This is a genomic window from Neisseria sp. S1 (assembly GCF_048060015.1).
GTDB lineage: Bacteria > Pseudomonadota > Gammaproteobacteria > Burkholderiales > Neisseriaceae > Neisseria > Neisseria arctica.
This window is the reverse complement of sequence record NZ_JBLUPI010000002.1, coordinates 1-25,530: the sequence shown is the minus strand read 5'-3', so window position 1 is coordinate 25,530 and position 25,530 is coordinate 1. Positions and strand designations below refer to the sequence as shown.

18 protein-coding genes and 1 pseudogene are annotated in these 25,530 nt (G+C 48.6%); 12 read left to right on the top strand and 7 right to left on the bottom strand.

Annotated features, from left to right (window positions below; translation table 11 throughout):
• Nucleotides 1-97 precede the first annotated feature (97 nt).
• A complete protein-coding gene (panC, locus tag ACEPPX_RS01770; protein WP_416622707.1) occupies nucleotides 98-934 on the top strand; it encodes a pantoate--beta-alanine ligase in 837 nt (278 codons plus the stop codon).
• Between the two features lie 144 nt (nucleotides 935-1,078).
• Here the strand turns inward: panC and ACEPPX_RS01765 are convergent, their stop codons facing one another.
• From ACEPPX_RS01765 to ACEPPX_RS01745, 5 genes are all read right to left on the bottom strand, one after another.
• Complete coding sequence (locus ACEPPX_RS01765; RefSeq protein ID WP_416622706.1) at nucleotides 1,079-1,954, bottom strand: EamA family transporter; 876 nt, start codon at nucleotides 1,952-1,954, stop codon at nucleotides 1,079-1,081.
• A gap of 84 nt (nucleotides 1,955-2,038) precedes the next feature.
• The gene (locus tag ACEPPX_RS01760) at nucleotides 2,039-3,034 is read right to left on the bottom strand and encodes an ornithine carbamoyltransferase (RefSeq protein WP_047760326.1); all 996 of its coding nucleotides are present in this window, start codon (nucleotides 3,032-3,034) and stop codon (nucleotides 2,039-2,041) included.
• A 45-nt stretch (nucleotides 3,035-3,079) separates the two neighbouring features.
• Complete coding sequence (gene dapE, locus ACEPPX_RS01755) at nucleotides 3,080-4,210, bottom strand: succinyl-diaminopimelate desuccinylase (RefSeq protein WP_416622865.1); 1,131 nt, start codon at nucleotides 4,208-4,210, stop codon at nucleotides 3,080-3,082.
• Nucleotides 4,211-4,323: 113 nt separating this feature from the next.
• Nucleotides 4,324-5,382 carry an alanine racemase gene (gene alr, locus ACEPPX_RS01750; protein WP_416622705.1) on the bottom strand — a complete coding sequence of 353 codons (1,059 nt, stop codon included), beginning with the start codon at nucleotides 5,380-5,382 and terminating at the stop codon, nucleotides 4,324-4,326.
• A 143-nt stretch (nucleotides 5,383-5,525) separates the two neighbouring features.
• On the bottom strand, nucleotides 5,526-6,785 hold the full coding sequence (locus ACEPPX_RS01745; RefSeq protein ID WP_416622704.1) for a D-amino acid dehydrogenase: 1,260 nt from the start codon (nucleotides 6,783-6,785) through the stop codon (nucleotides 5,526-5,528).
• A 141-nt stretch (nucleotides 6,786-6,926) separates the two neighbouring features.
• Between ACEPPX_RS01745 and ACEPPX_RS01740 the strand changes: the two genes are divergently transcribed.
• On the top strand, nucleotides 6,927-7,391 hold the full coding sequence (locus ACEPPX_RS01740; RefSeq protein WP_047760439.1) for a winged helix-turn-helix transcriptional regulator: 465 nt from the start codon (nucleotides 6,927-6,929) through the stop codon (nucleotides 7,389-7,391).
• A gap of 97 nt (nucleotides 7,392-7,488) precedes the next feature.
• On the opposite strand, the gene ACEPPX_RS01735 is transcribed toward ACEPPX_RS01740, so the two are convergent.
• A complete protein-coding gene (locus ACEPPX_RS01735; protein ID WP_416622703.1) occupies nucleotides 7,489-9,552 on the bottom strand; it encodes a TonB-dependent receptor domain-containing protein in 2,064 nt (687 codons plus the stop codon).
• A gap of 329 nt (nucleotides 9,553-9,881) precedes the next feature.
• Entirely contained in the window at nucleotides 9,882-10,733 is an 852-nt protein-coding gene (gene lgt, locus ACEPPX_RS01730; protein ID WP_416622702.1) for a prolipoprotein diacylglyceryl transferase, read from the bottom strand.
• Nucleotides 10,734-11,160: 427 nt separating this feature from the next.
• Between lgt and ilvD the strand changes: the two genes are divergently transcribed.
• The 10 genes and pseudogenes from ilvD to ACEPPX_RS01680 all read left to right on the top strand — a co-directional run.
• The gene (gene ilvD, locus ACEPPX_RS01725; protein ID WP_416622701.1) at nucleotides 11,161-13,026 is read left to right on the top strand and encodes a dihydroxy-acid dehydratase; all 1,866 of its coding nucleotides are present in this window, start codon (nucleotides 11,161-11,163) and stop codon (nucleotides 13,024-13,026) included.
• A 177-nt stretch (nucleotides 13,027-13,203) separates the two neighbouring features.
• Nucleotides 13,204-14,433 carry a glycolate oxidase subunit GlcF gene (glcF, locus tag ACEPPX_RS01720; protein WP_416622700.1) on the top strand — a complete coding sequence of 410 codons (1,230 nt, stop codon included), beginning with the start codon at nucleotides 13,204-13,206 and terminating at the stop codon, nucleotides 14,431-14,433.
• Nucleotides 14,434-14,646: 213 nt separating this feature from the next.
• Entirely contained in the window at nucleotides 14,647-16,821 is a 2,175-nt protein-coding gene (locus ACEPPX_RS01715) for a malate synthase G (protein ID WP_416622699.1), read from the top strand.
• A 335-nt stretch (nucleotides 16,822-17,156) separates the two neighbouring features.
• A complete protein-coding gene (locus tag ACEPPX_RS01710) occupies nucleotides 17,157-18,536 on the top strand; it encodes an MATE family efflux transporter (RefSeq protein WP_416622864.1) in 1,380 nt (459 codons plus the stop codon).
• Complete coding sequence (gene murB / locus ACEPPX_RS01705) at nucleotides 18,536-19,573, top strand: UDP-N-acetylmuramate dehydrogenase (protein WP_416622698.1); 1,038 nt, start codon at nucleotides 18,536-18,538, stop codon at nucleotides 19,571-19,573. The genes ACEPPX_RS01710 and murB overlap by 1 nt, the downstream gene beginning before the upstream one ends.
• A 71-nt stretch (nucleotides 19,574-19,644) precedes the next feature.
• On the top strand, nucleotides 19,645-20,286 hold the full coding sequence (locus ACEPPX_RS01700) for a TetR/AcrR family transcriptional regulator (protein WP_047760316.1): 642 nt from the start codon (nucleotides 19,645-19,647) through the stop codon (nucleotides 20,284-20,286).
• 370 nt (nucleotides 20,287-20,656) lie between these two features.
• Nucleotides 20,657-23,710, top strand: a complete 3,054-nt coding sequence (fdnG, locus tag ACEPPX_RS01695; protein WP_416622697.1) for a formate dehydrogenase-N subunit alpha — start codon at nucleotides 20,657-20,659, stop codon at nucleotides 23,708-23,710.
• 12 nt (nucleotides 23,711-23,722) lie between these two features.
• Entirely contained in the window at nucleotides 23,723-24,637 is a 915-nt protein-coding gene (gene fdxH / locus ACEPPX_RS01690) for a formate dehydrogenase subunit beta (RefSeq protein WP_047760315.1), read from the top strand.
• Nucleotides 24,638-25,297: a formate dehydrogenase subunit gamma gene (locus ACEPPX_RS01685; RefSeq protein WP_416622696.1), complete on the top strand. Its 660-nt coding sequence runs from the start codon at nucleotides 24,638-24,640 to the stop codon at nucleotides 25,295-25,297.
• A 142-nt stretch (nucleotides 25,298-25,439) separates the two neighbouring features.
• Nucleotides 25,440-25,530, top strand: a pseudogene (locus ACEPPX_RS01680) (IS1595 family transposase); the annotation flags it as partial.

The window sequence follows — 25,530 nt, the reverse complement described above, 5'->3', positions numbered from 1 at the left end:
ATATATGGGACAGCTGTTAAGTATTGCCGCCTTGCATTGGCGGCATAGTTGCGCCACTATTATGGCCGTTTCTTTCAAGCCGTTTTAAAACAAAACTATGCAAATCATCCATACCATTCAAGAATTACGCGCATGGCGCAAAACTGCCGGGCGGGTGGCTTTTGTGCCGACAATGGGCAATCTCCACGAAGGCCATCTGGCCTTGGTGCATGAAGCACGCAAACGCGCAGATAATGTTGTCGTGAGCATTTTTGTCAACCGTTTGCAGTTCGGGCAAGGCGAAGACTTCGACCGTTATCCGCGTACCTTGCAGCAAGATGCCGATAAACTCAAAGATGCAGGCGTAGCGGTCGTATTCGCTCCCGATGAGCGCGAACTCTATCCCCGTGTTGCACAACGTTATAATGTCGAACCACCGCATCTGCAAAACGAATTGTGCGGCAAGTTCCGCCCCGGCCATTTCAGAGGCGTGGCAACGGTAGTGAGCAAATTGTTCAATATCGTTACCCCCGACGTGGCCTGTTTCGGCAAAAAAGATTACCAACAGCTGGCTGTAATCAAAGGCATGGTAGAAGATTTGAATTTCAATATCGAAATCGCGCCCGTTGATACAGGCCGTGCAGCCGACGGCTTGGCCCTATCCAGCCGCAATCAATATCTGAGCGAAACCGAACGTGCCGAAGCACCGCATCTTTATCGGGAACTGCAAGCCGTAGCAGAAGCGATAGTGCAAGGAAATCTTGCCTATGCCGATTTGGAACGCCGGGCTACCGATAATTTGGCGGCTGCGGGCTGGGTGGTGGATTATGTCGAAGTACGCCATGCCGAAAGCCTCGAAGTGGCCCATGCAGGAGATAAGCATTTAGTCGTATTGGCTGCCGCCCGCCTAGGCAGCACCCGCTTGATTGATAATATTGAAGTATCGCTAGAGTAAGCGAGCCAATACGATCAAAATAAAAAAGCCTGCAAGGATTAGCCATGCGGGGTTTTTTTATTTTGGGGTGTTATATACCGGATATTCAAATGCTGTCTGAAATTTTTCAGACGGCATTAATTGTTTGGATAGTAAGTACTTAATTCAAATACCCATTAGTTTTGCCAATTGGGGCCAATAAAACAGGCAGCCGATGGCGCATACGGCTACGGCGATTCCGGCTGCATTGATGCGGCTCAGATTTTCTTTAAAAGCCACTGCTCCGACTAATGTACCCAAAACAATCACGCCGATATTCATTCCTGCAAATACCAAAGTCGGATTATCGCTCATGGCTTGGTGGGCGCGTACATACGACCAGATATTGGCAAAATTCAGGCAGCCCAAAAGTAGGCCGCCGGTAATGCCTGCTGCCGTCCACTTGCTGCCTCTGTAAAACAGATAGCCGAACATTAAAACTGCGGCAAGGCAGAAGGCTACCAGTAGGTTGCCGGAAAATGCCGTACCGCTTTTGGCGACTTGTTTGAATAATATGTCTATCAAACCATAGCCTGCCCATACACCCAGTAAAAGCATCGCCTGCATGGTGAAGTTGCCCGATTTTTTGCCACCGCCGTTTTTCCATAGTAGGCAAAATAGGGCGACAAAAGCCAGCGAGATACCAATAAGGCGGCTTGGCGACAATTCTTCGCCGAAAATCAAAAATGAGGCGGTAATCGGCAGAAACAGAGACAGCCGTTGTGCCGCATCTGATTTGACAATGCCTACCTGTTGTACGGCACGCCCCATGATGATAAATACGGCGGGTAAGAGCACGCCCAATGCGGCAAACAGCCACCATGTGGGCAGATAGGCACGCCATTGTGATAGATCGGGTTGGAGCAGCCACATACACAAGGCAATGGCGGCCAGATAGTTGACGGCTACGGCTTGTTCGATGTCGATTTTCTTACTGCGTGCCACTTTCAGAAGCACTGAAACGGATACGCTGCATAAAATACTGATAATCAGGAAAATCATGATATGGAGGTAATTGCAGGAAAAAATCTGGAATCAGAGAGGCCGTCTGAAAATGTGTTCAGACGGCCTGTTTCGTTAGCGGTTTTAGTCGGCCAGTAAGGCTACCAATACGGCTTTGATGGTGTGCATACGGTTTTCCGCCTGATCAAAAACGATAGAGGCTGGGCTTTCGAATACGTCTTCGGTTACTTCTACGCCATCCAAGCCGAAGGTTTGGTAAATCCATTCGCCTACTTTGGTTTCCCGGTTATGGAAGGCGGGCAGGCAGTGCATGAATTTAACGTTTGGGTTGCCGGAGGCCGCCATCAGCTCGGGGGTAACGCGGAAAGGCGAAAGCAGTTTGATGCGTTCTTGCCATGCGGCCTCGGGTTCGCCCATGCTGACCCAAACGTCGGTATGGATAAAATCAACACCGTTCACGGCTTCTTGCGGGTTTTCCGTGAGCAAAACGCGTGCGCCGCTGGATGCGGCCAATTCGTGAGCGTGTTTGATCAGCTCTTCAGACGGCCATAAATTTTTGGGTGCGCCGATGCGTACATCCATACCCAATAGCGCGCCGATTAGCAGCAGCGAGTTGCCCATGTTCGAACGGGCGTCACCCACATAAGCATAGGAAATTTGTGTGAGCGGCTTGGCGCAGTGTTCGCACATGGTCAGTACGTCGGCCAACATTTGGGTAGGGTGGAATTCATCGGTAAGGCCGTTGAATACGGGGACGCCGGCATAACGTGCCAAGTCCTCTACGATGCTTTGTCCGTAACCGCGGTATTCGATACCGTCGTACATCCGTCCCAATACGCGGGCGGTATCTTTAATGCTTTCTTTGTGGCCGATTTGGCTGCCGCCCGGTTCGAGATAGGTAACGCCTGCACCTTGATCCATAGCGGCGACTTCAAACGCACAACGGGTACGGGTAGAGGTTTTTTCAAAAATCAGGGCAATGTTTTTGCCGCGCAGCTTTTGTTCTTCCCGGCCGGCTTTTTTGGCGGCTTTGAGTTCGGTTGACAAATCAAGCAGGTATTGGATCTCATCTGCCGTGAAATCAAGAAGCTTGAGGAAATGGCGGTTTTTCAGATTCATGGTTTTCTGCCTCTGGGGTTTATGTTGTTATATTGTTCACGAGAATCACAGCAATTTTTTCAAAATATTTTCGTATATGGCCGAAAGCTTGGGGATATCTTCGAGCAATACGTTTTCGTTAATTTGGTGGATGCTGGCGTTGCTCGGGCCCAATTCGATTAGTTCGGCGGCGATGGCTTTGATAAAACGGCCGTCTGAAGTGCCGCCGCTGGTGGAGAGTTCGGCACGGATACCGCATATTTCGTCAATCGCGGCTTGGGCTACCTCGGTAAGTTTGCCCGCTTCGGTGAGGAAGGGTTGGCCGGAGCATTGCCATTCGAGATCATAGGTAACACCGTGTTTGTCCAAGATGTCGTGTACCCGTTGCTTGAGGCCGATATCGGTGGATTCGGTGGAAAAACGGAAATTGAATTTGACGTTCAGCGTACCGGGAATCACATTGGTTGCGCCTGTGCCGCCGGCGATGTTGGAAATTTGGAAGCCGGTCGGCGGGAAATAGGCGTTGCCTTCGTCCCATACGGTGGCGGTGAGCTCGGCTAATGCAGGGGCAAAGGTGTGGATAGGGTTAACCGCCAGATGCGGATAGGCGATATGACCTTGCTTACCCTTAACGGTGAGGTTGCCTGAGAGCGAACCGCGTCGGCCGTTTTTAATGGTGTCGCCCAGTTGGTCGACGGCGGTAGGCTCGCCAACAATACAATAATCGATGGTTTCGCCGCGTGCCTTTAAAATATCCACCACTTTGGTGGTGCCGTCATGCGCATCGCCTTCTTCATCCGAAGTAATCAGAAGGGCGATGCTGCCGTTGTGGTCGGGATTTTGTGTGATAAAACGTTCGCAGGCGGTTACGAAGCAGGCGATGCTGGTTTTCATATCGGCGGCACCGCGGCCGAATAGGCGGCCTTCGCGCTCGGTGGGTTGGAAAGGCGGCGAATCCCATTTTTCAATCGGCCCGCTGGGAACAACATCGGTGTGCCCGGCAAAGCAGATTAAGGGGCCGCTGCTACCTCTCCGCGCCCAGATGTTTTTGGTATTGCCGAAGTGCATTTCTTCGATACGGAAGCCGACCTTTCGCAGGCGCTCGGCCAGAATAGTTTGACAGTTTTTATCGTCGGGAGTTACCGATTGCTCGGCAATCAGTTGTTTGGCTAGAGCCAGAGATTGGGTATCGCTCATCATTTAGGATTATAAAAATATAAATAGGGTTGCTGATGCGAAAGGCCGTCTGAAATTTTTCAGACGGCCTGAAAGCTTATTTATAGCCTTTATCGCCTGTTTTGCCAAGTTTTTCATTCGAAATAAGTAAATTTCGCCCGTTTGACGTTGCACAGTACTTCGTAGGCTATAGTGCCTGCCGCGGCCGCTACTTCGTTAATGTGTACAACATCGCCCCACAGCTCTACTTCATCACCCAATCCTTCGTTGGAAGGATCGAGTTCGACGGTAATCATATCCATGGAGACGCGGCCGATAATACGGCTTCGGTGGTTGCCGATGGCAACGGGTGTGTCGTTGCTTGCAGCACGGGGGTAGCCGTCAGCGTAGCCGCAGGCAATCAGGCCGACACGGGTGGACTTTTTGGTATAGAACGACGCGCCGTAGCCGACGGGCGAATGCGGTTGCAGCACACGTTCGCCGAACACCTCGGTAACCAGCCGCATAACAGGCTTCAGGCGTTCGTCGGTGCCGCCGAACGGACTGGCACCGTATAGTGCGATACCGGCCCGCCCCCAATCACGGCACGCTTCGGGGTAGGCCAGTAAAGCGGCGGAGTTGGCCATACTTTCTTCGCCCTCCAGCCCTTCGCAGGCTAAATCAAAAGCCTCGATCTGCATTTCGGTGGAGCCGCGCTCGGCTTCGTCGGCACAGGAAAAGTGGGTGAATTTGACAATACTGTCGACACAGGCAGATTGTTTCAGGGCGGTGTAGGCCGCAGCGTAGTTGTGTGGGAAAAAACCGGCGCGGTGCATGCCCGAATCCATTTTCAGCCAAACTTTTACGGGATGCTGCCAAGTATGTTTCAACAGGGCTTCCAATTGCCATTGGCTGCATACGGCCGGCCATAAACGGTGTTCGTCTACCAATCCGTATTCGGCCGCTTCGAATACGCCTTCAAGTAAGACAATAGGATTGGTAATACCGTGTTTGCGCAGCTCGATTGCCTCTTCGATAGCGGCGACTGCAAAACCGTCGGCCAAATCGGCCAGTGCATGGGCGCAACGAACCGCGCCGTGGCCGTAGGCATTGGCTTTAACAACGGCCAGCAGCTTGTTGCCGTGGATATTTTTCAGGGTTTGATAATTGTGGCGCAGGTGGTCGAGGCGGATTTGGGCTTGCAAAGGGCGCATGGTCGGCCTTTCTGAATGATATGTATGAAAAACGGCAGCCGGAGGCAAGCTTTATATCAAGGCTTGCTGCCGGATTTTGATTATAGGCGGAACGGCTGCTTTTTAAAATCCGTTATGCCGTCTGAAAAAATTTTTAGGTATTTTTAGCGGGTGTAGCGTGCCATGCACAAATCGTCGTAACGGATTTCCGGAGCGGTACCGCAAACCAAATCGGCAGCAAGCTTGCCCGAACCGAGTGCCATTGTCCAGCCCAGCGTACCGTGGCCGGTATTGGTAAACAGGTTGTCAAAACGGGTAGCGCCGATAATCGGGGTGCTGTCGGGTGTCATCGGACGTAGACCGCTCCAGAATGAAGCTTTACTTAAATCGCCGCCGTTAGGATAGAGGTCGTTAACAACCAGCTCGAGTGTTTCGCGCCGTTTGGGGTCTAGCTTGATTTTATAGCCTGAAAGTTCCGCCATACCGCCTACGCGGATACGGTTGTCAAAGCGGGTAAGGGCAACTTTGTAAGTTTCGTCCAATACGGTAGAAACGGGGGAGGCATCGGGATCCGTAATCGGAATGGTAAGCGAGTAGCCTTTGACGGGATAAACCGGTAAATCCAAACCCAAGTCTGCCAATACAGGGCGGCTGAAACTGCCCAACGCGCACACGTAACGGTCGGCCTCGAAGCGGCGTCCGCCTGCATAAACGGCGGTTATTTGTTTGCCGTTGTGTTCGATGCGCCCGATGCTTTGTCCGAACTCGAATGCAACACCTTTGCTACGGCATAATTCGGTAAGGTTGCGGGTAAACAGATGGCAGTCGCCCGTGCCGTCGTTGGGTAGATGCAAAGCGCCTGCCAGTTTTGGGGCGATATGTTTCAATGCGGGTTCGTAATCAAGGCATTGTTGGGGGTTACTGAGCAAACGGTAGGGAACGCCGTATTCTTCCAATACGGCGATATCTTTTTGTGCGGCTGCCAATTCGTAATCATGGCGGAAGATTTGTAATGTACCGTGTTGGCGGCCTTCGAATTTAATGCCTTCGGCGGCCTCGAGCCTGTGTAGCATTTCCCGGCTGTATTCCGAAATACGTACCATACGTTCTTTGTTTTCGTGGTAGCGTTCGGTAGTGCAGTTGGCCAGCATTTGTGAGAGCCAACGCAGTTGGTACAGACTGCCGTCGGGGCGGAAAATTAACGGCGAATGGGCCTTGAGCATCCATTTGGCAGCCTTCTTCGGAATGCCCGGAGCTGCCCAAGGCGAGGTGTAGCCGTAGGATAATTGCCCGGCATTGGCAAAGCTGGTTTCCATTGCGGAATCGGCGGCACGGTCGATAACGGTAACCGAATGGCCGGCTTCGGCCAAATACCAAGCGGTTGATACACCGACTACGCCCGCACCCAATACGATAACCTTCATTATTTCCTCTTTCTCCGTTGTGTTTATAGGATTAGTGAAAGTTGGTAGTCTAATAAAATATTGGCAGTGTTTTTAACTTTATTTATGTAAATAAAAATAGTATTATTTTATAAATTTTTATTTTTATGGGGATATGTTGAAGTGAAGGGTTTGGATAAGACGGATAGAAAAATTTTAAAACTTTTGCAGCAAAATGCACGTATGCCGATGACCGAACTGGCTGAAAAAGTCGGCTTGTCGACAACGCCTGTTACCGAGCGCGTGCGCCGTTTGGAGCGGGACGGTATTATCCAGGGTTATCATGCGCGCTTGAATCCCCATGCTTTGGGGAAAAGCTTGTTGGTGTTTGTCGAACTGAAGTTACGGGCTAAATCCGGTAATATTTTCGAAGACTTCCGCCGTGAAGTGGCGTTGATTCCGCAAATAATGGAATGCCATTTGGTGTCGGGCGAGTACGATTACCTGATTAAAGTGCGCCTGCCGGATATGTCGGCCTACCGCAATATGCTGGGTAATATTTTGTTGCAGCTGCCTGCAGCGGTGGAAAGCCGCAGTTATGTGGTGATGGAAGAAGTAAAAGAAGATATTTTGTTGGATTTGAGTTGATGTTTTGAGCGCTTTTCCCTGTGTTAAAGGCCGTCTGAAAAAATGGTTTCAGACGGCCTTATTGTTGCCTGAACGCTATCGGCAACGGTTTTACTGCTTAGAATTTATAGTTAACCGCTACGCGTATATCACGGCCGATACCGGGTAAAACAGTATCACGTTCGCTGCGGGAACGTTGGCTGTGCGGATAATATAATTTATTGAACACGTTGTTAATTGAGAAATTTACGTTGAGGGTATCTTTGCCCAGTGGTTTCCAGTTGGCATAGATATCGTTCACGTTGTAGCTTTTGCGCTCAATAGGTGTTGATGCGCTATTGTTACGTTCCCGCACCAAGACTGAGCCGCTGGCTTTTTGAACGGTACGGTTTTGCCAACCGATTTCAAGGTTCGGTTTGTCGAAGCGGTAGGATAAGCCCGCCGTCCAAGTGCGGCCGACTTGTACGGCAAATTCAGGATTGGCGCTGAGCAGGTTTTCCGGATGAGTATCGTAAATGCGCGGCTTGCTGTGTGCGACGCCAACTTTGGCGGTTAGGCCGCCGGTTTTATAGGATGCGCCCAATTCATAGCCTCGGTTTCTGATGTAGCCGGCATTAGTGGTTTCGCGTACGCCAGTAATCGGATTACCGTTAGCATCGTGACGTTGCTGCGGGCTGGCTACGGCATCTTTGATGGTTTGCCAGAAATAGCTGCCGTTGGCGGCAAAAGTACCGTTGTTGTAGTTGAAACCGATTTCGGTATTACGCGCACGCTCGGCTTTGGTACCGTCTGCGATTGAAACAATGCCTCGGTTGCCGTGTGTCAGCAAAGCATCATAGAGGCGCGGGCTTCGGGTGGCATAGTTGTGTACCGCATTGAAGCTGAGGCTGTCCAGAGGCTGCCAAATTACACCGAAGCTGGGGTTTAAGGCGCCGTCTGAAACCGATTTGCCGTCATGTGTTTTGATGTTGAAATGGTCGTAGCGCAAGCCGGCCGTCAGCGTGAAGTCGCCGATATCATGGATAGCTTCCGCATATAAGCCGGAATCTTGCTTTTTAGGATTGCTCAGTCCGGGAACCAAGAAAGTAAACGGTTTGATTTCCTGATGGCGGTAGTTGGCACCGTATTTCAGCAAGGTATGTTCGCCGATACGGCTGTCGAGGTTGAGATTGCCCCCTTTGGTGGTAATCAGCGTGGTAGTCGGGCCGTCGATATTGCCGGCATAGCCGTTGTTTTTATCATTGGCGGAGTAACGCTTGTTTTGCATCAGGTAGGCATTGGCGGTTAATTTGTCGACAAAGCCCAAATCGTTTGCCGTCCATTCCACATTGTTGTTGGTTAGGGTGGTTTCGCGATAGGCAGGAGATTGTCGGGCGAGGCTCAAACGGCCGGTATTACTGAAGGCGAATTCTTCGCGAACTAGGCGTTCGCCGCGGTGTTGGTCTTGCATACGGCTCAATACGATGCGGTGGTTGCCGAAAGTGGCGCCGATTTTGGCCAAATAGCTGCGTTTATCCAGGCCGCTATAGGGTAATGTATCTATACCGTTTGGATTAACATAACCTTTTCCCGGGGTGTAGTCGTCTTCATCGGTGCGGCTGAACGACAGCAGGCCGTCAAAGTTACCAGCCTGACCGAAGGTAGTTACGCCGTAACTTTCTCCGTTATTACTCGAATAGCCTGAATTTAGGCGAACGCCCCAATTTTTATCCGTATCTTTTAATAAATCGAGCGCATCAATGGTTTTCGCGATAACGGCACCGTTGGTTGCACCGATACCCGCACTGGCCGATCCTGCGCCTTTTTGTACCGATACGATTTTTACTAAGGCCGGATCAATAATAAAACGGCCTTGGTGGTAAAGAATCTGGCTGTCGGAATAGGCGTTGTCTACTTTGATGTCAACCGAGTTTTGCCCCATGCCTCGGATGGTCATAAATTGGGAGGTGCCGTTGCCGCCGCCGAAATCGATGGCAGGCTCTTTATTGAGCAATCCACGCAAATCAGTAGCGGTACTTTCGTCTTTTTCACGCTCCGTTACCAGATTGGTTTTAACTTTGGCTCCTTGGCGGTCGGCAACAACGACCACTTCATCCAAATTAGCATTGTGGGGTGTGGTGGCTGCCCAGGCGGAGGAGAGGAAGGCATTACCGATCAAGACGGCTAAAATTTTTTTACTCATGTTGAATTCCTATTCTCTATATTTTAATAGATATTAATAATTAATATCATTAATAGTGAGAATGTTAGATGAAGTTAAATTTTGTGTCAAGAAAATGATAATGATTATCGTGTATGTATTTGGGAGAGTAGATTTTTAGGTTGGGATAAAGAGCTTTTTGCTTGACTGGGAAATTTGGGGATAGGAAATAAATGTGTTTGTATTTATTGAGAGGGCATGCCTGAGTATGAAGAGAACGTACAGAGCCGGTTATTTTGAGAGCGTAGGATGGATGCACACAATGCAAAAGGCTGTTTGAGTAGAATCAAACAGCCCTGATAAAAATTAGTTTAAGCGTTTTTGCGTTTACCGAACCAGATAAAACCGAGTATACCCGCGATAATCATAGGCAGGCTCAACCATTGCCCCATTGATAAACCGAGAGTCAGCAGACCGAGATAATCATCAGGCTGGCGGGCAAATTCGGCGATAAAGCGGAATATGCCGTATCCGGTTAGGAAAACCATAGATACTTGGCCGATGGGGTGTGGTTTTTTAGAAAACAGCCACACGATGGCAAATAAACACAAGCCTTCAAGGGCAAATTGATACAGTTGGGATGGATGGCGGGGGAGCATGCCGTATTCGGTAAGCCAAGCTGTCCATTGGGGATTATGTGCCGCAGCCGTGAGGTCTTCATAACGTGCTTGGGGGAAGCCCATGGCCCAAAAAGCGTTGATATCGGTTACGCGGCCCCATAGTTCGCCGTTGATAAAGTTACCGATACGGCCGGATGCCAAGCCCAGCGGTACCAGTGGGGCAATGAAGTCGGATACTTGCCAAAAGCCCAATTTGTGCTTGCGGCTAAAGAGCCACATGGCCACCATTACGCCGATAAAGCCGCCGTGAAAAGACATACCGCCTTCCCACACTTTGAAAATATCAAGTGGATTGGCTAAGTAATCGGAGAGTTTGTAAAACAAAACATAGCCCAAACGACCACCGAGAATCACGCCGAAAATACCCCAAGTTAGGAAGTCGTCGAGCATTTCTTTGGTAAATACGCTGTTGCCTTGGGCAATACGGCGGCGGCCCAGCCAGATAAACAGTACGAAGCCGACAATATAGCTCAACGCATACCAGCGGATGGCCAAAGGCCCCAAGCTGACCAAAACCGGGTCGAACTGCGGATGAATCATCATAATAGGAAAACCTTTATTGTTTTTTCAGACGGCCATTATAGCGGAAACGAGGTAAGGCGGCATGCACACTACAACAGGGCCGTAAGCGTTGGATTCGGCATGGATTGGACGTCAATTTTTTTATAACTTAAATAACAGCGGGATGATTCGGCGATAAGCTCCATAGGCCGTCTGAAAAGATAAAACGGATGGTTTATTGTCTATTTGTATGGCTTTGGGGCATAAAATAGTTTTGTTTTGCAAGTTGCCGGCATTTGTCGGAATATTTTGTTCGGATAGCATTGCTGTTTGTGTTTTCCCTATATATCGCCCGTTTCTTAATCTCTATTGATTGGTATAAAATATACGGGTGTTTTGATAACTAACAACCCTGATAAAGGCCGTCTGAAAACCACTTCTGACGGCTTGTCTTGCTAAGGAAACCACCATGCCGGATTACCGTTCCAAAACCTCAACCCACGGCCGCAACATGGCCGGTGCCCGTGCCCTTTGGCGCGCTACAGGCGTTACCGATGACGATTTCGGCAAACCGATTATCGCCATTGCCAATTCTTTTACCCAGTTCGTACCCGGCCATGTGCACTTGCATAATCTTGGCCAACTGGTTGCGCGCGAAATCGAAAAAGCGGGCGGATTGGCCAAGGAATTTAACACCATCGCTGTAGATGATGGTATCGCCATGGGACACGGCGGCATGTTGTACTCGCTGCCCAGCCGTGATTTGATCGCCGATTCGGTGGAATATATGGTAAACGCACACTGTGCAGATGCTCTGGTATGTATTTCCAACTGCGACAAAATCACACCGGGTATGCTGATGGCGGCGATGCGTTTGAATATTCCCACCGTATTCGTATCCGGCGGGCCAATGGAGGCGGGTAAGGTAATCGGCGTAGCCAATATTGCCGACGAGCGCAAACTGGACTTGGTAGATGCAATGGTAGATGCCGCAAATGACCAAGTTTCGGATGAGGCCGTCGCAGCGGTAGAGCGCAGCGCCTGCCCGACTTGCGGTTCGTGTTCGGGTATGTTTACCGCCAATTCGATGAACTGTCTTACCGAGGCTTTGGGTTTGTCGCTGCCGGGTAACGGCTCTCTGTTGGCTACTCATGCCGGGCGTAAAGAATTGTTTTTGGAAGCGGGCCGTTTGATTGTTGAAATCACTAAACGCTATTATGAGCAAAACGATGATAGCGTGCTGCCGCGTAGCATCGCTACCAAAGCCGCGTTTGAAAATGCGATGAGCCTTGATGTGGCCATGGGTGGTTCTACCAATACGGTATTGCATCTTTTGGCAGCGGCCAATGAAGCCGAAGTCGATTTTAAAATGGCCGATATCGACCGTATCAGCCGCCAAGTGCCTTGTTTGTGTAAAGTCGCACCCGCCACGCAAAAATACCATATGGAAGACGTACACCGTGCAGGCGGTGTGATGGGTATTTTGGCAGAGCTTGACCGTGCGGGCTGCTTGGATACTTCCGTTCCTACCGTGCATGCCTCTACTCTGAAAGAAGCCTTGGCAAAATGGGACGTTACCAACGAAGCCAACGAAATTGCCCATGCGCGTTACAAAGCTGCACCCGGCGGCATTCGTACCACCGAAGCCTTTTCGCAAAACCGCCAATGGCCGAGCTTGGATTTGGATCGTGAAAACGGCTGTATCCGCAATAAAGCGCATGCTTATTCGCAAGACGGCGGCTTGGCCGTGTTGTTCGGCAATATTGCCGAGCGCGGTTGCGTGGTGAAAACCGCCGGTGTGGACGACAGTATTTTGAAGTTTACCGGCCGCGCCCGTGTGTTTGAAAGCCAAGATAGTGCGGTTGCCGCGATTTTGGATAACCAAATTATTGCCGGTGATGTGGTTGTTATTCGCTATGAAGGCCCTAAAGGCGGCCCGGGCATGCAGGAAATGCTTTATCCTACCAGCTACTTGAAATCCAAAGGCTTGGGTAAAGCCTGCGCGTTGCTCACCGACGGCCGTTTTTCAGGCGGTACTTCGGGTTTGAGTATCGGTCATGTATCGCCCGAGGCGGCTGAGGGCGGTGCCATCGGTTTGGTGAAAGAGGGGGATACCATCGAAATCGATATTCCAAACCGTAGTATCCGTTTGGCTGTATCTGATGCCGAGCTAGAGGAGCGCCGTAAGGATATGGAAGCCCGCGGTGCGCAAGCTTGGAAACCGGAAAGCCGTGAGCGTCATGTTTCCGCGGCTTTGCGTGCCTATGCGGCCATGACGACCAGTGCCGATACGGGTGCGGTGCGTGACGTATCGCAAGTCGAACGCCGTAGTTAAAAACTTATATAAAGTAATCAACACAGGCCGTCTGAAATCATGATTTTCAGACGGCCTGTGTTTAGGCGAAGTCGGCTATAATATTTGCCATGCTGGAAAATGGCTGGGTATCTGATCTGTTTTTGTGATAAAAATAGCCGTCTGAAATATTCTAATAAGTATCAAGGGAAACTGTTTATGCAAACCAATCTTGCCGATTTTATTAAACATACCCCTGAGGGGGAGGTTGCCGATGAGATTTTGCGCAAATGTGTACATTGCGGGTTTTGTACCGCAACCTGCCCGACTTACCAATTAACCGGCGATGAATTGGATAGCCCGCGCGGGCGCATCTATCAAATCAAACAGCTGCTCGAAGGTATGCCCGCTACCGTATCGATGCAGCATCACTTAGACCGCTGCCTGACTTGCCGCAGTTGCGAAACCACTTGCCCTTCAGGTGTGAAATACGGACACCTTGTCGATATCGGCAGAAACGAAATCGAAAAACAATTGGGGCGGCCTGCTCTTGAAAAAATCAAGCGTGACGCTTTGCGCGGGTTAATGTTGAACAAACCTTTGTTTGAAGCTACTTACCGTATGGCGCAAACCTTCAAACCGTGGTTGCCGAAAAAAATTGCGGCAAAAGTACTGCCTCGTCGAGATGCGGGTCGTGTACCGCAAACCGTACACGGTCGTAAAGCCATCATGTTGGAGGGATGCGTGCAGCCGGGTATGTCGCCGAATATCAATGCCGCTACATTGCGCGTGCTCGACAGATTAGGCGTAGAGTTGTTGCGGCCGCAAAATGCGGGTTGTTGCGGTGCGGTTAATTTGCATATGAGTGCCGAGGCTCAAAGTTTGGATGATATGCGCCGCAATATCGATGCTTGGTGGCCGTTGTTGGAGGCGGGTGCGGAGGCAGTATTGATTAATGCTTCGGGCTGCGGTGCGATGGTGAAAGAATACGGTTACCATTTGCGTAATGATACGGCTTATGCTGAAAAAGCAGTTCGGGTCAGCGCATTGGCAAAAGATATCGTCGAATTTCTTACGCCCGAAGCCGAACGTATCCGTATGAAAATGAAACCCGGCGTTTCGGTGCAAACGTTGGCCTATCATCCGCCTTGCACGCTGCAACACGGACAAAAATTGAAAGGCAGCGTAGAGGCCTTGTTTTCAGAATTGGGTATGACGGTATTGCTGCCGCGTGACGCCCATTTATGCTGCGGTTCGGCGGGTACGTATTCTTTTTTCCAGCCGGAATTATCACAACAATTGCGCGACAACAAACTGGCCGCGTTGGGTGAGCTCAAACCGGATGTGATACTTTCAGCCAATATCGGTTGTATCGGTCATTTGGCGGGTGGTGGTCAGATCCCCGTGATGCACTGGATTGAATATCTCGATGAATTAATGACCGTTTGAGTTTATGTTTAATGATAAAATTTAAGTATTTGATAAAAAATTTTTTTTGATGCCGTATTTTAATTTTAAGAGGCCGTCTGAAATTTCAGACGGCCTCTTTTTATAAAAAGCAATTTGTAAACTATGGATTATTCTTGTAAATAATGGTATTTTCGTTTCAACGTCAACAGATGTTGGCGCATATGAGAAAAAAGAAAACAGGAGAATACCGATATGGCATACAACTACATCCGAGCTGCTGATTTGCAGGTAGACGAAAATCTGTTCCGTTTTATCGAAAACGAAGTGTTGGCTAAACATCCCCATGTAAAGTCGGCCCAATTCTGGCAAGATTTCTCCGATTTGGTTTACAAATTTGCCCCGCTTAACCGCGAGCTGTTGGAAAAGCGTGACCGCCTTCAGCTGAAATTGGACGAATGGCACCGCAACCATCCCGGTGCGGTGGCCGATTATGATGCTTATAAAGCCTTCTTAAAGGCCGAAGGTTATCTGACCGAGGCGCCTGCCGAATTTAAAGTATCCACCCAAAATGTCGATCGTGAATTGGCCGAGCAGGCCGGACCGCAGTTGGTTGTGCCGATCAACAACGCCCGCTACGCGCTCAATGCTGCTAATGCACGTTGGGGTAGTTTGTATGATGCTTTATATGGTACTGATGCGATTGATCAAAGCGGTGATTTGGCACCCGGTAAAGGTTACAACCCCAAACGCGGTGATGAGGTTATTGCTTTTGCGCGCAACGTATTGGACAGCAGCATTCCTTTGGCTGCGGGTAGCCATAAAGACGTTGTGGCCTATCAAGTTAGCGAAGGCCGTCTGAAATCCCAGCTGAAAGACGGCAGCAGCATTGGTTTGGCTTCACCCGAACTCTTTGTCGGCTACAACGGTAGTCCCGACGCGCCGACTTCTCTGCTGTTTTTGCACAATGGCCTGCATATCGACATTTTGATTGATAAAAGCAGCCCCATCGGTGCGCAAGATCCTGCCGGTATCAAAGATATTATTCTTGAGGCCGCTTTGAGCACCATTATGGATTGTGAAGATTCGGTAGCCGCCGTCGACGGTGAAGACAAAGCGCTGGTATACGGCAACTGGTTGGGCTTGATGAACGGCACATTGGAAGAGCAAGTGGAGAAAGGCGGTAAAACCTTTACCCGCAAACTGAATGCTGACCGCGAATATACCGCTCCTAACGGCGGCAGCTTCAAACTCCCCGGCCGTTCGTTGCTATTTATCCGTAATGTGGGCCATTTGATGACTACTCCCGCCGTATTGGATAAAGACGGTAACGAAATTCCGGAGGGCATTCTCGACGGCGTGATGACCGCTTTGATTGCCCCGTTTGATTTAAACCGAAGCGAAAATAAAAACAGCCGTGCCGGTTCGGTCTACATTGTGAAACCGAAAATGCACGGCCCTGAAGAAGTGTGTTTTGCCAATGATTTATTTGCCGCAATCGAAAAGATTACCGGTTTGCAGCCCAATACGCTGAAAATGGGCATTATGGACGAAGAACGCCGTACTTCGGTAAATCTGGCTGCATGTATTTATGAAGCGAGAGAGCGTGTCGTATTCATCAATACCGGCTTCCTCGACCGCACCGGCGACGAAATGCACACCTCTATGCTGGGTGGTGCGATGGTGCGCAAGGGTGATATGAAATCCAGCAAATGGATTCAGGCTTATGAGCTGAACAACGTTCAAGTCGGTCTGCAATGCGGCTTGCCCGGCAAAGCACAAATCGGCAAGGGAATGTGGGCAATGCCGGATTTGATGGCGGATATGTTGAAACAGAAAGTCGGCCATCCGAAATCAGGTGCGACTACGGCATGGGTTCCGTCTCCGACCGCCGCTACGTTGCATGCCCTTCATTATCACCAAGTAAATGTTTTCGACGTGCAAAAAGAGCTGTTGGCACAAGAACCAAAATGTTATTTGGATGATTTACTGACTGTTCCTGTGGCTGAAAATACTGGATGGAGCGAAGCAGAGAAGCAGCAAGAGCTGGATAATAACTGCCAAGGTATTCTCGGCTATGTCGTGCGCTGGGTAGAACAAGGCGTAGGCTGTTCGAAAGTGCCGGATATCCATAACGTTGGATTGATGGAAGACCGTGCTACTTTGCGTATTTCCAGCCAGCATATTGCCAACTGGTTGGCGCATGGCGTCGTAAGCGAAGCGCAGGTGCGCGAAACTTTGGAACGTATGGCTGGTGTGGTAGATAAACAAAACGAAGGCGACCCGCTTTACACTCCGATGGTAGGCCGTTTCGATTCATCTCCCGCCTTTTTGGCCGCATGTGATTTAATTTTCAAAGGCACCTCGCAGCCGAGCGGTTATACCGAACCTTTGCTGCATCATTGGCGCCGTGTGGCAAAATCGCAATAAATATAGCCATTTAAATATAGCAAGGCCGTCTGAAAGATTCAGACGGCCTTTTTAATTGGGTAAGCTATACCGTAATTGGATTTGTGTTTCAAAAATAAAAAGACGGTTAATACAACCGGCTGCTCAACTTCACCGCGCAAGTATGCAAAACGGGATTTTGTGTTGTAGTTTTGTGTAATCAGCAGATCGTTTTTGTACCGTTTGTCAGCATATCCGACAGCTTAGCGCTGCTTAATTTGTTTTTTTTTGGTAAACTGCACGGTTTGCTTAAGAAAAATTATTGTTTTCAGACGGCCTCGTTTGTGATGGCGGTGTTTGAAACGGTTTGGAAAAATATGCTGTTGGACTTAAACCGTTATTCTTTTCCGGTATTTCAAAAAGAAATTCGCAAACTGGCGGTTTTGGCAATGCCTATGCTGATAGCGCAAGTAGCCCAAGTCGGTATAGGGTTTGTTGATACCGTGATGGCAGGTGGTGCAGGGAAAGCCGATTTGGCAGCGGTTGCTTTGGGTAGCAGCGCGTTTTCGACGATTTATATCACTTTTTTAGGGGTGATGACCGCGCTGAATCCTATGATTGCCCAGCTGCATGGAGCCGGTGAGTATGAGAAAGTCGGTGAAACGGGACGTCAAGGCCTATGGTTCGGGCTGATGCTCGGCATTATCGGCATGTTGTTGCTGTGGGCGGTGATTGCGCCGTTTCAAATGATTTTGACTCTGCCTGAAGAGGTTGAAAGTAAAATGAGCTGGTATCTTTTTTATACCAGCCTGGCTATGCCTGCCGCGATGGTACACCGTGGCCTGCATGCCTATGCATCAAGCCTCAACCGCCCGCGCGTCATTATGATTGTGAGCTTTCTTGCATTTTTACTGAATATCCCGCTGAATTATATGCTGGTATATGGGAAATTCGGGTTGCCGGCAATGGGGGGCGTCGGTTGCGGCATCGCAACGGCAATCGTTTTTGGGTTTAATGCCGCCGTGTTGTGGCTGTATGTGGCCAAACAGAAATATTTCCGGCAATTTCAGCTGACAGCAGTATTTAGTAAACCTGACAAACAAGTTTTCAAACAGATTTGGAAATTGGGCATGCCTATCGGGTTGTCGTTTTTTCTAGAAGTCAGCCTGTTTTCATGTATTGTTTTTTTGGTTGCACGCTTGGGTGAGGATTATGTGGCTGCACAACAGGTAGTGATTAGTCTTACCAGTGTGATTTATATGATTCCCCAGAGTATCGGTGCGGCAGGAACGGTTAGGGTAGGTTACTCGCTCGGTCGCAGCGAATATGCCCGTGCAAGATACGTATCAGGTGTTTCCGTTGTGCTCGGTTTAATAATGGCGGTATTGACGGCTTTGTTATTGGTCTTCTTACGCGAGCCCTTGGCAAGGATGTATACCGATGATACTGCCGTATTGACAATCGCCGCTACAGTATTGTTGTTTGCAGCGGTTTTCCAATTGGCAGATGCCACGCAATGTGTCGCCTCCTATGCACTCCGTGGCTACAAACTCACCCGGGTGCCGATGTTTATTCATGCGGTAGCTTTTTGGGGGTTCGGATTGGCACCGGGGTATTGGTTGGCTTACGGATGCGATATGGGAATTTACGGCTTCTGGACAGCGCTGGTGTTGTCGCTTACGGTGGCTGCCGTTGCTTTGGTTTGGTATTTGGAATGGTGCAGCCGAAAAATGGCGGCGCGTAAAAGGATTTTGTGATGCAGCTTCAGCATAATGTCGATTTAACACCTCTGAATACTTTTGGCTTAAATGCCCGTGCCCGTTACTTTACGGCTCTCGAAAATGCTGCTTTGCTACCTGAATTATGTGCCTTGCCTGAATTTGACCGTAGTAGCGTATTGTGGTTGGGTGGCGGTAGTAATGTGTTGTTTATGCAAGACTATCCGGGATTGGTCGTGCATATGTGTAATAGTGGGGTGCGTGAAATAGGGCGTTCAGACGGCCTGGTTTATATAGAAGCTCAGGCGGGTGAAATTTGGCATGATTTCGTTTTGCAAACTTTGGAAATGGGATTAAGCGGCCTGGAAAATCTCAGTCTCATTCCCGGTACGGTAGGTGCCTCGCCCGTACAGAATATCGGCGCTTACGGTGTAGAGGTGAAGGATGTTATCCGTTCGGTACGTTGTTTCGATTTGGAAACCGGGAAATTTGTCGAATTAGATAATGCACAATGCCGTTTTGCTTACAGGGAAAGTATTTTCAAACAAGAAGGAAAAGGGCGTTATGTCATTACAGCGGTTACGTTTGCTTTACGGGAAAACTTTGAGCCTAATATCCGTTATGGCGATTTGGCCGCAATATTAGAAGAGAACTGTGGCGGTAGGGAAATCACTGCGAAAGATGTTTCTGATGCGGTTTGCATTATCCGGCGAAGTAAACTGCCGGATCCGAAAGAGCTTGGTAATGTCGGCAGCTTTTTCAAAAACCCCGTTGTGCCTGCGCAGCAAGCTACAGCACTGAAAAAACAATATTCTGATATGCCGGCTTATCCTCAAGAAAACGGTTCCGTAAAATTAGCGGCGGGGTGGCTGATCGATCAATGCCGTCTGAAAGGTTATGAGGTCGGAGGAGCCGCCGTACACGACAAGCAAGCTTTGGTATTGGTAAACCGAAATCAGGCTACCGCAGCCGATGTGCGGGCTTTGGCCGAGTATGTTTGTAACCAGGTGGAAGAAAAGTTTGGTGTCGCATTACAGCCGGAGCCGAATTGGTTGCCTGATGTACACGTAATATGATTAACCAATTGACAATTACATGTTTGTAGTGCATTGTGCAAAAATATGAAAAGATCGAAGGAGATGCCGTAATGACAAAAGAATTAAGACCAAACACTTACAGCCGTATCGTTGATGCCAGCCTGATCTTATTTAATGAAGAGGGTGAACGTAATATCAGTACCAACCATATCGCTGCATATTTGGGTATCAGCCCGGGGAACCTGTATTACCATTTTCGTAATAAAGACGAAATTATCGTCCAATTGTTCAAACGCTATAGCGAAGACTTGTTGGTCTATCTGCATCAGGCCGTATTGCCCAGCAGCGTATCGGATGCCGTCAGCTATATGCAAGGAGTATACGATGTTATGTGGCGCTATCGTTTTTTGTTTAGCGATGTTAATACATTGTTGGCCAGAAGTGCCGAGCTTCTAGGTGAACACAATACATTTACCCAGGCCAAGGTTTCGCCTTTACTGCTTAACTTGCTCTCCCAACTTAATCAGTTGGATATTATCCGTGCGGATGAAACCGCTATGAATGATTTGGCAATGAATATGTGGATCGTGACCAAATATTGGTTTGATTTTGACGGTTCTTTACGCGGCAGGGCAAAGTTAACCGAAGATTCCAAATATCGGGGTATCCGTCGTACCTTAAGCCTGCTGAGACCTTACTTGCTACCGCAGCATTTAGAAGAGTTCGATCACACGCTGGCAACTATGGCGTAGTATTATAGTTATGTAAAAAACTATATTAATTGATAATGAAAGTTAATTATAGCTCATAATAAATTTAAAATAGACTATTTATATCTAACTGGATTACAATTAATTACATATCTATTGAAACCCTCAATAGCTGATGATGTGTATCGCATATTTGGGCTGAATTAAGTAACGGGTTTATGTAGGAAGACATTTCTACTACGTTATTCAATATTTAAGTGTTACGGTCAATAGACATACTGTTGGCCGTAATTTATTGAACCTTTATTGAAACAACTCAAAAGGTAATACGAAGTCAGAAATCTGAATTTTCGGAATAGACCAACGAGAAGACCATTGAAAAGATGGCTGTTAATCAACAGGAAAGACCACTATGAACATAACCAGACGGCAGTTTTTCAAGGTAACCACCGCCGGTGCCGGTGCATCCGGCCTGGCTGTTATGGGTATGATGCCGACTAATGCTTGGGCGGAAGTGCGGCAATACAAATTGTTGCGCGCATCAGAAGCCCGTAATAACTGTACTTATTGCTCGGTAGGCTGCGGTACGATTTTGTATAGCTTGGGCGACGGTGCTAAAAACGTAACCAAATCTATTTTCCATATCGAAGGTGATCCGGATCATCCGGTAAGTCGGGGTTCTTTATGTCCGAAAGGCGCATCACTGATTGATTTCGTCAATAGCCCTAATCGTGTACTTTATCCGGAAGTGCGCGAACCCGGTAGCAACGAATGGAAGCGCATCTCTTGGCATGATGCGTTGGTGCGTATCGCGAAACATATCAAAGCAGACCGAGATGCTAATCTGATTGTAAATAATGAAGCGGGTGTTCCGGTTCACAGATTGCCGACTTTGGGAATGCTTACGGCTTCGGCTAGCTCAAACGAGACCGGTATTTTGACCCAAAAATGGATGCGCTCTCTCGGTATCGTTGCCACAGATGCCCAAGCCCGCGTATGTCATGGTCCGACCGTATCGGCATTGGCTTCTACATTTGGACGCGGTGCCATGACCAATACGTTTGTTGATATACAGCATGCCGATTTCATCATGGTGATGGGCGGTAATGCGGCTGAAGCACACCCAGTTGGCTTCAAATGGGTTATTGAGGCCAAAAAGAAAAAAGGTACTAAATTATTTGTTGTCGATCCGCGCTTTACCCGTACCGCATCAGTTGCCGACTTTTATGCTCCGATCCGTTCAGGTAGCGATATCGCATTCTTAGGGGCATTAATCAACTGGTTGATTGAAAACGATAAAATCCAATGGGAGTACGTTAAAGCCTATACTAATGCCAGTTTCATTGTTGACGAAGGATATGATTTCGATGAGGGTATGTTCGTCGGTTATGATGAAACTAAGAAAAAATATAATAATGAAAATTGGTATTACCAACTTGATGCCAACGGCTATGCGGAAACGGATCCTACCTTGCAGCATCCGCGTTGTGTTTGGCAGCTGATGAAAAAACATTATTCGCGTTACACATTGGATATGATGCATAACATTTGTGGAACGTCGAAAGAAGATTTTCTGAAGGTTGCCCAAGCATGGGGCGAAATGGCCGCTCCGAACAAGGCGGGTACTATTCTTTATGCTTTGGGTTGGACGCAACATACTGTTGGTACGCAAATGATTCGTACGATGGCGATGGTGCAGCTATTGCTTGGTAATATCGGTATGTCGGGCGGTGGTGTAAATGCTTTGCGTGGACACTCAAATATTCAGGGTTTGTCGGATTTGGGGCTGTTATCAACAGCATTGCCCGGCTATATGGTGTTGCCTAACGAAACTAATCATCCTACGTTTGCCGATTATTTGGCCAAGCAAACGCCGAAACCGCTTCGCCCCGGGCAATTGAATTATTGGGGTAATACACCGGCTTTCTTTGTTAGCTTCCTGAAATGGATGTATGGTGATGCGGCAACCAAAGAAAATAATTGGGGTTACGATTGGTTACCTAAATGGGACAAGATGTACGATATCTTGCAACTGACCGATTTAATGTATCAAGGTAAAATCAACGGTTTGTTGGTGCAGGGTTTTAATGCCCAAGGTTCGTTTCCCGATGCTAACCGTGTGACTGAGGCATTTTCCAAATTGAAATACATGGTGGTGATGGATCCGCTTAAAACAGAAACTGCTTCATTTTGGGAAAATCACGGTGATGCACATGATGTCGACCCGTCAAAAATCCAAACAGAAGTGTTCCGTTTGCCGACCCCCTGTTTTGCAGAAGAGGCCGGCTCTATCGTGAATTCTTCGCGTTGGTTGCAATGGCACCACCCCGGAGCTAAGCCGCCTGGCGAGGCATTGCCTGATCTCGATATTTTGGCCGAGCTGCATATGCTGCTCAAAGAAATGTATGAAAAAGAAGGCGGTACGGCACCGGAACCGATTACTAAATTGAATTGGCCTTACAAAAACCCGTATGCGCCCACTCCCGAAGAAATGGCTAAAGAGTCAAACGGTCATGCTTTGGAGGACATTAAAGATGCTGACGGCAACGTTATCCGCAAAAAAGGAGAGTTGCTTGATGGTTTTGCCCAATTGCGAGACGACGGTTCGACTTCTTGTGCGACTTGGATTTTCTCCGGCTCGTGGACGGAGCAGGGCAACCAAATGGATCGCCGTGATAATACCGACAGTGGTTTAGGCAATACGCCGAAATGGGCATGGGCATGGCCGGCCAACCGACGCATTATTTATAACCGTGCCTCTTGTGACCCGAGCGGTAAGCCGTGGAATCCGGATCGCGTGTTGATCCGGTGGGACGGTAAAAAATGGAGCGGGGCCGATGTGGCTGACTTCAAAGCGGATGCTGCACCTGATTCGGGTATGAATCCGTTTATCATGAATGAAGAAGGGGTAGGCCGCTTGTTCTGTGCGCGTAAGTTGGTGGATGGTCCGTTCCCGGAACATTACGAGCCGCTTGAATCACCCATCGGAACCAATCCGTTGCATCCTAAAGTGGTGCAGACACCTGCGATGCGCCTGTTTGACAGTGTGAAAGACCGTGTTGGTACGCATCAGGATTACCCCTATGTAGGTACGACTTACCGCTTGACCGAGCACTTCCAATTCTGGACCAAGTCCGTGAAATTACTGATGATTGCTCAGCCGCAGCAGTTTGTGGAAATCAGTGAGGAGTTGGCAAAAGAAAAAGGCATTGCCAAAGGCGATTGGGTGAAAGTCAGCTCCAAACGAGGTTGGATTAAAGCTAAAGCCGTTGTGACCAAGCGTGTGAAGCCTTTGCAGGTGAATGGTCAAACAGTCCATCAGGTTGGTATTCCTTTGCACGGAGGTTGGGAAAACGTATCGGGCGAGAAGCAGTTTTTGGTGAATTCTCTAACGCCTTTTGTCGGTGACTGCAATACACAAACGCCCGAATACAAAACCTTCTTGGTAAACGTGGAAAAAGCATAAGGAACGTAAACAATGGCATTACAATCATTAGATATCAAACGCCGTTCCGCTACTGCCGGCATTACGCCCCCGCCGGGCGTACGCCAGCCCACGGAAGTGGCCAAATTAATTGACGTAACTACTTGTATCGGCTGTAAAGCTTGTCAGGTAGCCTGTTCGGAATGGAATGACATCCGAGATGAAATCGGTACTAACCACGGCGTATACGACAACCCGATAGACCTTACTTCAAAAAGCTGGACGGTGATGCGTTTCAGCGAAGTAGAAGAAAACGGCAAGCTGGAGTGGCTGATCCGTAAAGACGGCTGTATGCACTGTTCTGATCCGGGATGTTTGAAAGCTTGCCCGTCACCCGGTGCGATCATCCAATACCACAACGGTATCGTAGACTTCCATGAAGAAAACTGTATCGGTTGCGGTTACTGTATCTCTGGTTGTCCGTTCAATATTCCGCGTATTGATAAAAAAGACAACCGTGCATATAAATGTACTCTGTGTTCTGACCGTGTCGCGGTCGGTCAAGAGCCGGCTTGTGCCAAATCATGTCCTACCGGAGCCATTCAGTTCGGCTCGAAAGAGGATATGAAAAAAGTTGCCGCAGATCGTATTGTTGATTTGAACAAGCGCGGTTTCGATAAGGCCGGTTTGTATGATCCTGAAGGAGTGGGCGGTACGCATGTGATGTATGTATTGCATCATGCAGATAAACCCGGTCTGTATAGTGGCTTGCCGGAAAAACCTGCAATCAGCACCACAGTGAAGTTATGGAAGGGCTTTTTGAAACCTTTGGCTACCATCGGTATTGCAGCTGCTACCCTCACAGGCTTCTTCCACTATATTACCGTTGGTCCGAGCAGAGCCGAAGAGGAATCACCCGAAGTGATCGGCAAAGACGGCAAAACCTTGCACGGCGAGGAGGATGCATAAATGAAAGAAAAACTGATTCAGCGTTATAAACGCAGTGAGCGCATCAACCACTGGATAGTAGCGGTTTGTTTCGTATTACTTGCTATTTCGGGTTTGGCGTTTTTCTATCCGGCCTTTTTCTGGCTGACGGGTGTTTTCGGTACCCCCCAGCTGGCGCGCATTATTCATCCGTTTGTAGGCGTGGTAATGTTTATCGGCTTCTTTGTTCAGTTTTTCCGTTATTGGAAATACAATTTTATCGACAAAGAAGACGTTAAATGGATGAAGTCGGTAAAAACAGTGCTTAAAGGCCATGAAGTTGGTGATATTGGCAAATATAACGGCGGCCAAAAAGGAATGTTTTGGCTGATGACAGCGTGTATGCTGGTATTGCTGGTTACAGGCTTTATTGCTTGGCGGCCCTATTTTGCCGAAATGTTCCCGATCCCGGTGATTCGTTTGGCGCTACTGTTCCATGCTTGGGCAGCCTTAATTCTGATTGCGGGTATTATTGTGCATGTTTATGCCGCATTCTGGGTAAAAGGTACGATTCGAGCGATGGTGGAAGGTGTGGTAACTCAAGCTTGGGCAAAGAAACATCATCCGCGTTGGTATCGTGAAGTAATGGAAAAAAATGCACAAGTAGAAAATGGTCAAGATAAGGTTAAGCCGAAAAATTGATTGTGCCGTCTGAAAAAAGCAGCCTTTCGGCTGCTTTTTTCAGACGGTCAAAATATTCAGATTAAAACCTGTGTAATACCTATTTTTTGACATTATTATTGAAGGGGCTGTATTAGATTGGCAGTTATGTTACCCTTTAAAAATGAAGATAACACACTGTAAACTATCTAAAAAAGTACAAAAAAAGTTGCTTGAATTTTTTGTACTTGAGGTAACCGCCCGTTCTGCTGCCA

Bases quoted from the DNA above. Each gene is read 5' to 3' on its own strand.
- panC (WP_416622707.1), top strand. From the start codon at position 98: ATGCAAATCATCCATACCATTCAAGAATTACGCGCATGGCGCAAAACT.
- ACEPPX_RS01765 (WP_416622706.1), bottom strand. From the start codon at position 1,954: ATGATTTTCCTGATTATCAGTATTTTATGCAGCGTATCCGTTTCAGTG.
- ACEPPX_RS01760 (WP_047760326.1), bottom strand. From the start codon at position 3,034: ATGAATCTGAAAAACCGCCATTTCCTCAAGCTTCTTGATTTCACGGCA.
- dapE (WP_416622865.1), bottom strand. From the start codon at position 4,210: ATGAGCGATACCCAATCTCTGGCTCTAGCCAAACAACTGATTGCCGAG.
- alr (WP_416622705.1), bottom strand. From the start codon at position 5,382: ATGCGCCCTTTGCAAGCCCAAATCCGCCTCGACCACCTGCGCCACAAT.
- ACEPPX_RS01745 (WP_416622704.1), bottom strand. From the start codon at position 6,785: ATGAAGGTTATCGTATTGGGTGCGGGCGTAGTCGGTGTATCAACCGCT.
- ACEPPX_RS01735 (WP_416622703.1), bottom strand. From the start codon at position 9,552: ATGAGTAAAAAAATTTTAGCCGTCTTGATCGGTAATGCCTTCCTCTCC.
- lgt (WP_416622702.1), bottom strand. From the start codon at position 10,733: ATGATGATTCATCCGCAGTTCGACCCGGTTTTGGTCAGCTTGGGGCCT.
- ilvD (WP_416622701.1), top strand. From the start codon at position 11,161: ATGCCGGATTACCGTTCCAAAACCTCAACCCACGGCCGCAACATGGCC.
- glcF (WP_416622700.1), top strand. From the start codon at position 13,204: ATGCAAACCAATCTTGCCGATTTTATTAAACATACCCCTGAGGGGGAG.
- ACEPPX_RS01715 (WP_416622699.1), top strand. From the start codon at position 14,647: ATGGCATACAACTACATCCGAGCTGCTGATTTGCAGGTAGACGAAAAT.
- ACEPPX_RS01710 (WP_416622864.1), top strand. From the start codon at position 17,157: ATGCTGTTGGACTTAAACCGTTATTCTTTTCCGGTATTTCAAAAAGAA.
- murB (WP_416622698.1), top strand. From the start codon at position 18,536: ATGCAGCTTCAGCATAATGTCGATTTAACACCTCTGAATACTTTTGGC.
- ACEPPX_RS01700 (WP_047760316.1), top strand. From the start codon at position 19,645: ATGACAAAAGAATTAAGACCAAACACTTACAGCCGTATCGTTGATGCC.
- fdnG (WP_416622697.1), top strand. From the start codon at position 20,657: ATGAACATAACCAGACGGCAGTTTTTCAAGGTAACCACCGCCGGTGCC.
- fdxH (WP_047760315.1), top strand. From the start codon at position 23,723: ATGGCATTACAATCATTAGATATCAAACGCCGTTCCGCTACTGCCGGC.
- ACEPPX_RS01685 (WP_416622696.1), top strand. From the start codon at position 24,638: ATGAAAGAAAAACTGATTCAGCGTTATAAACGCAGTGAGCGCATCAAC.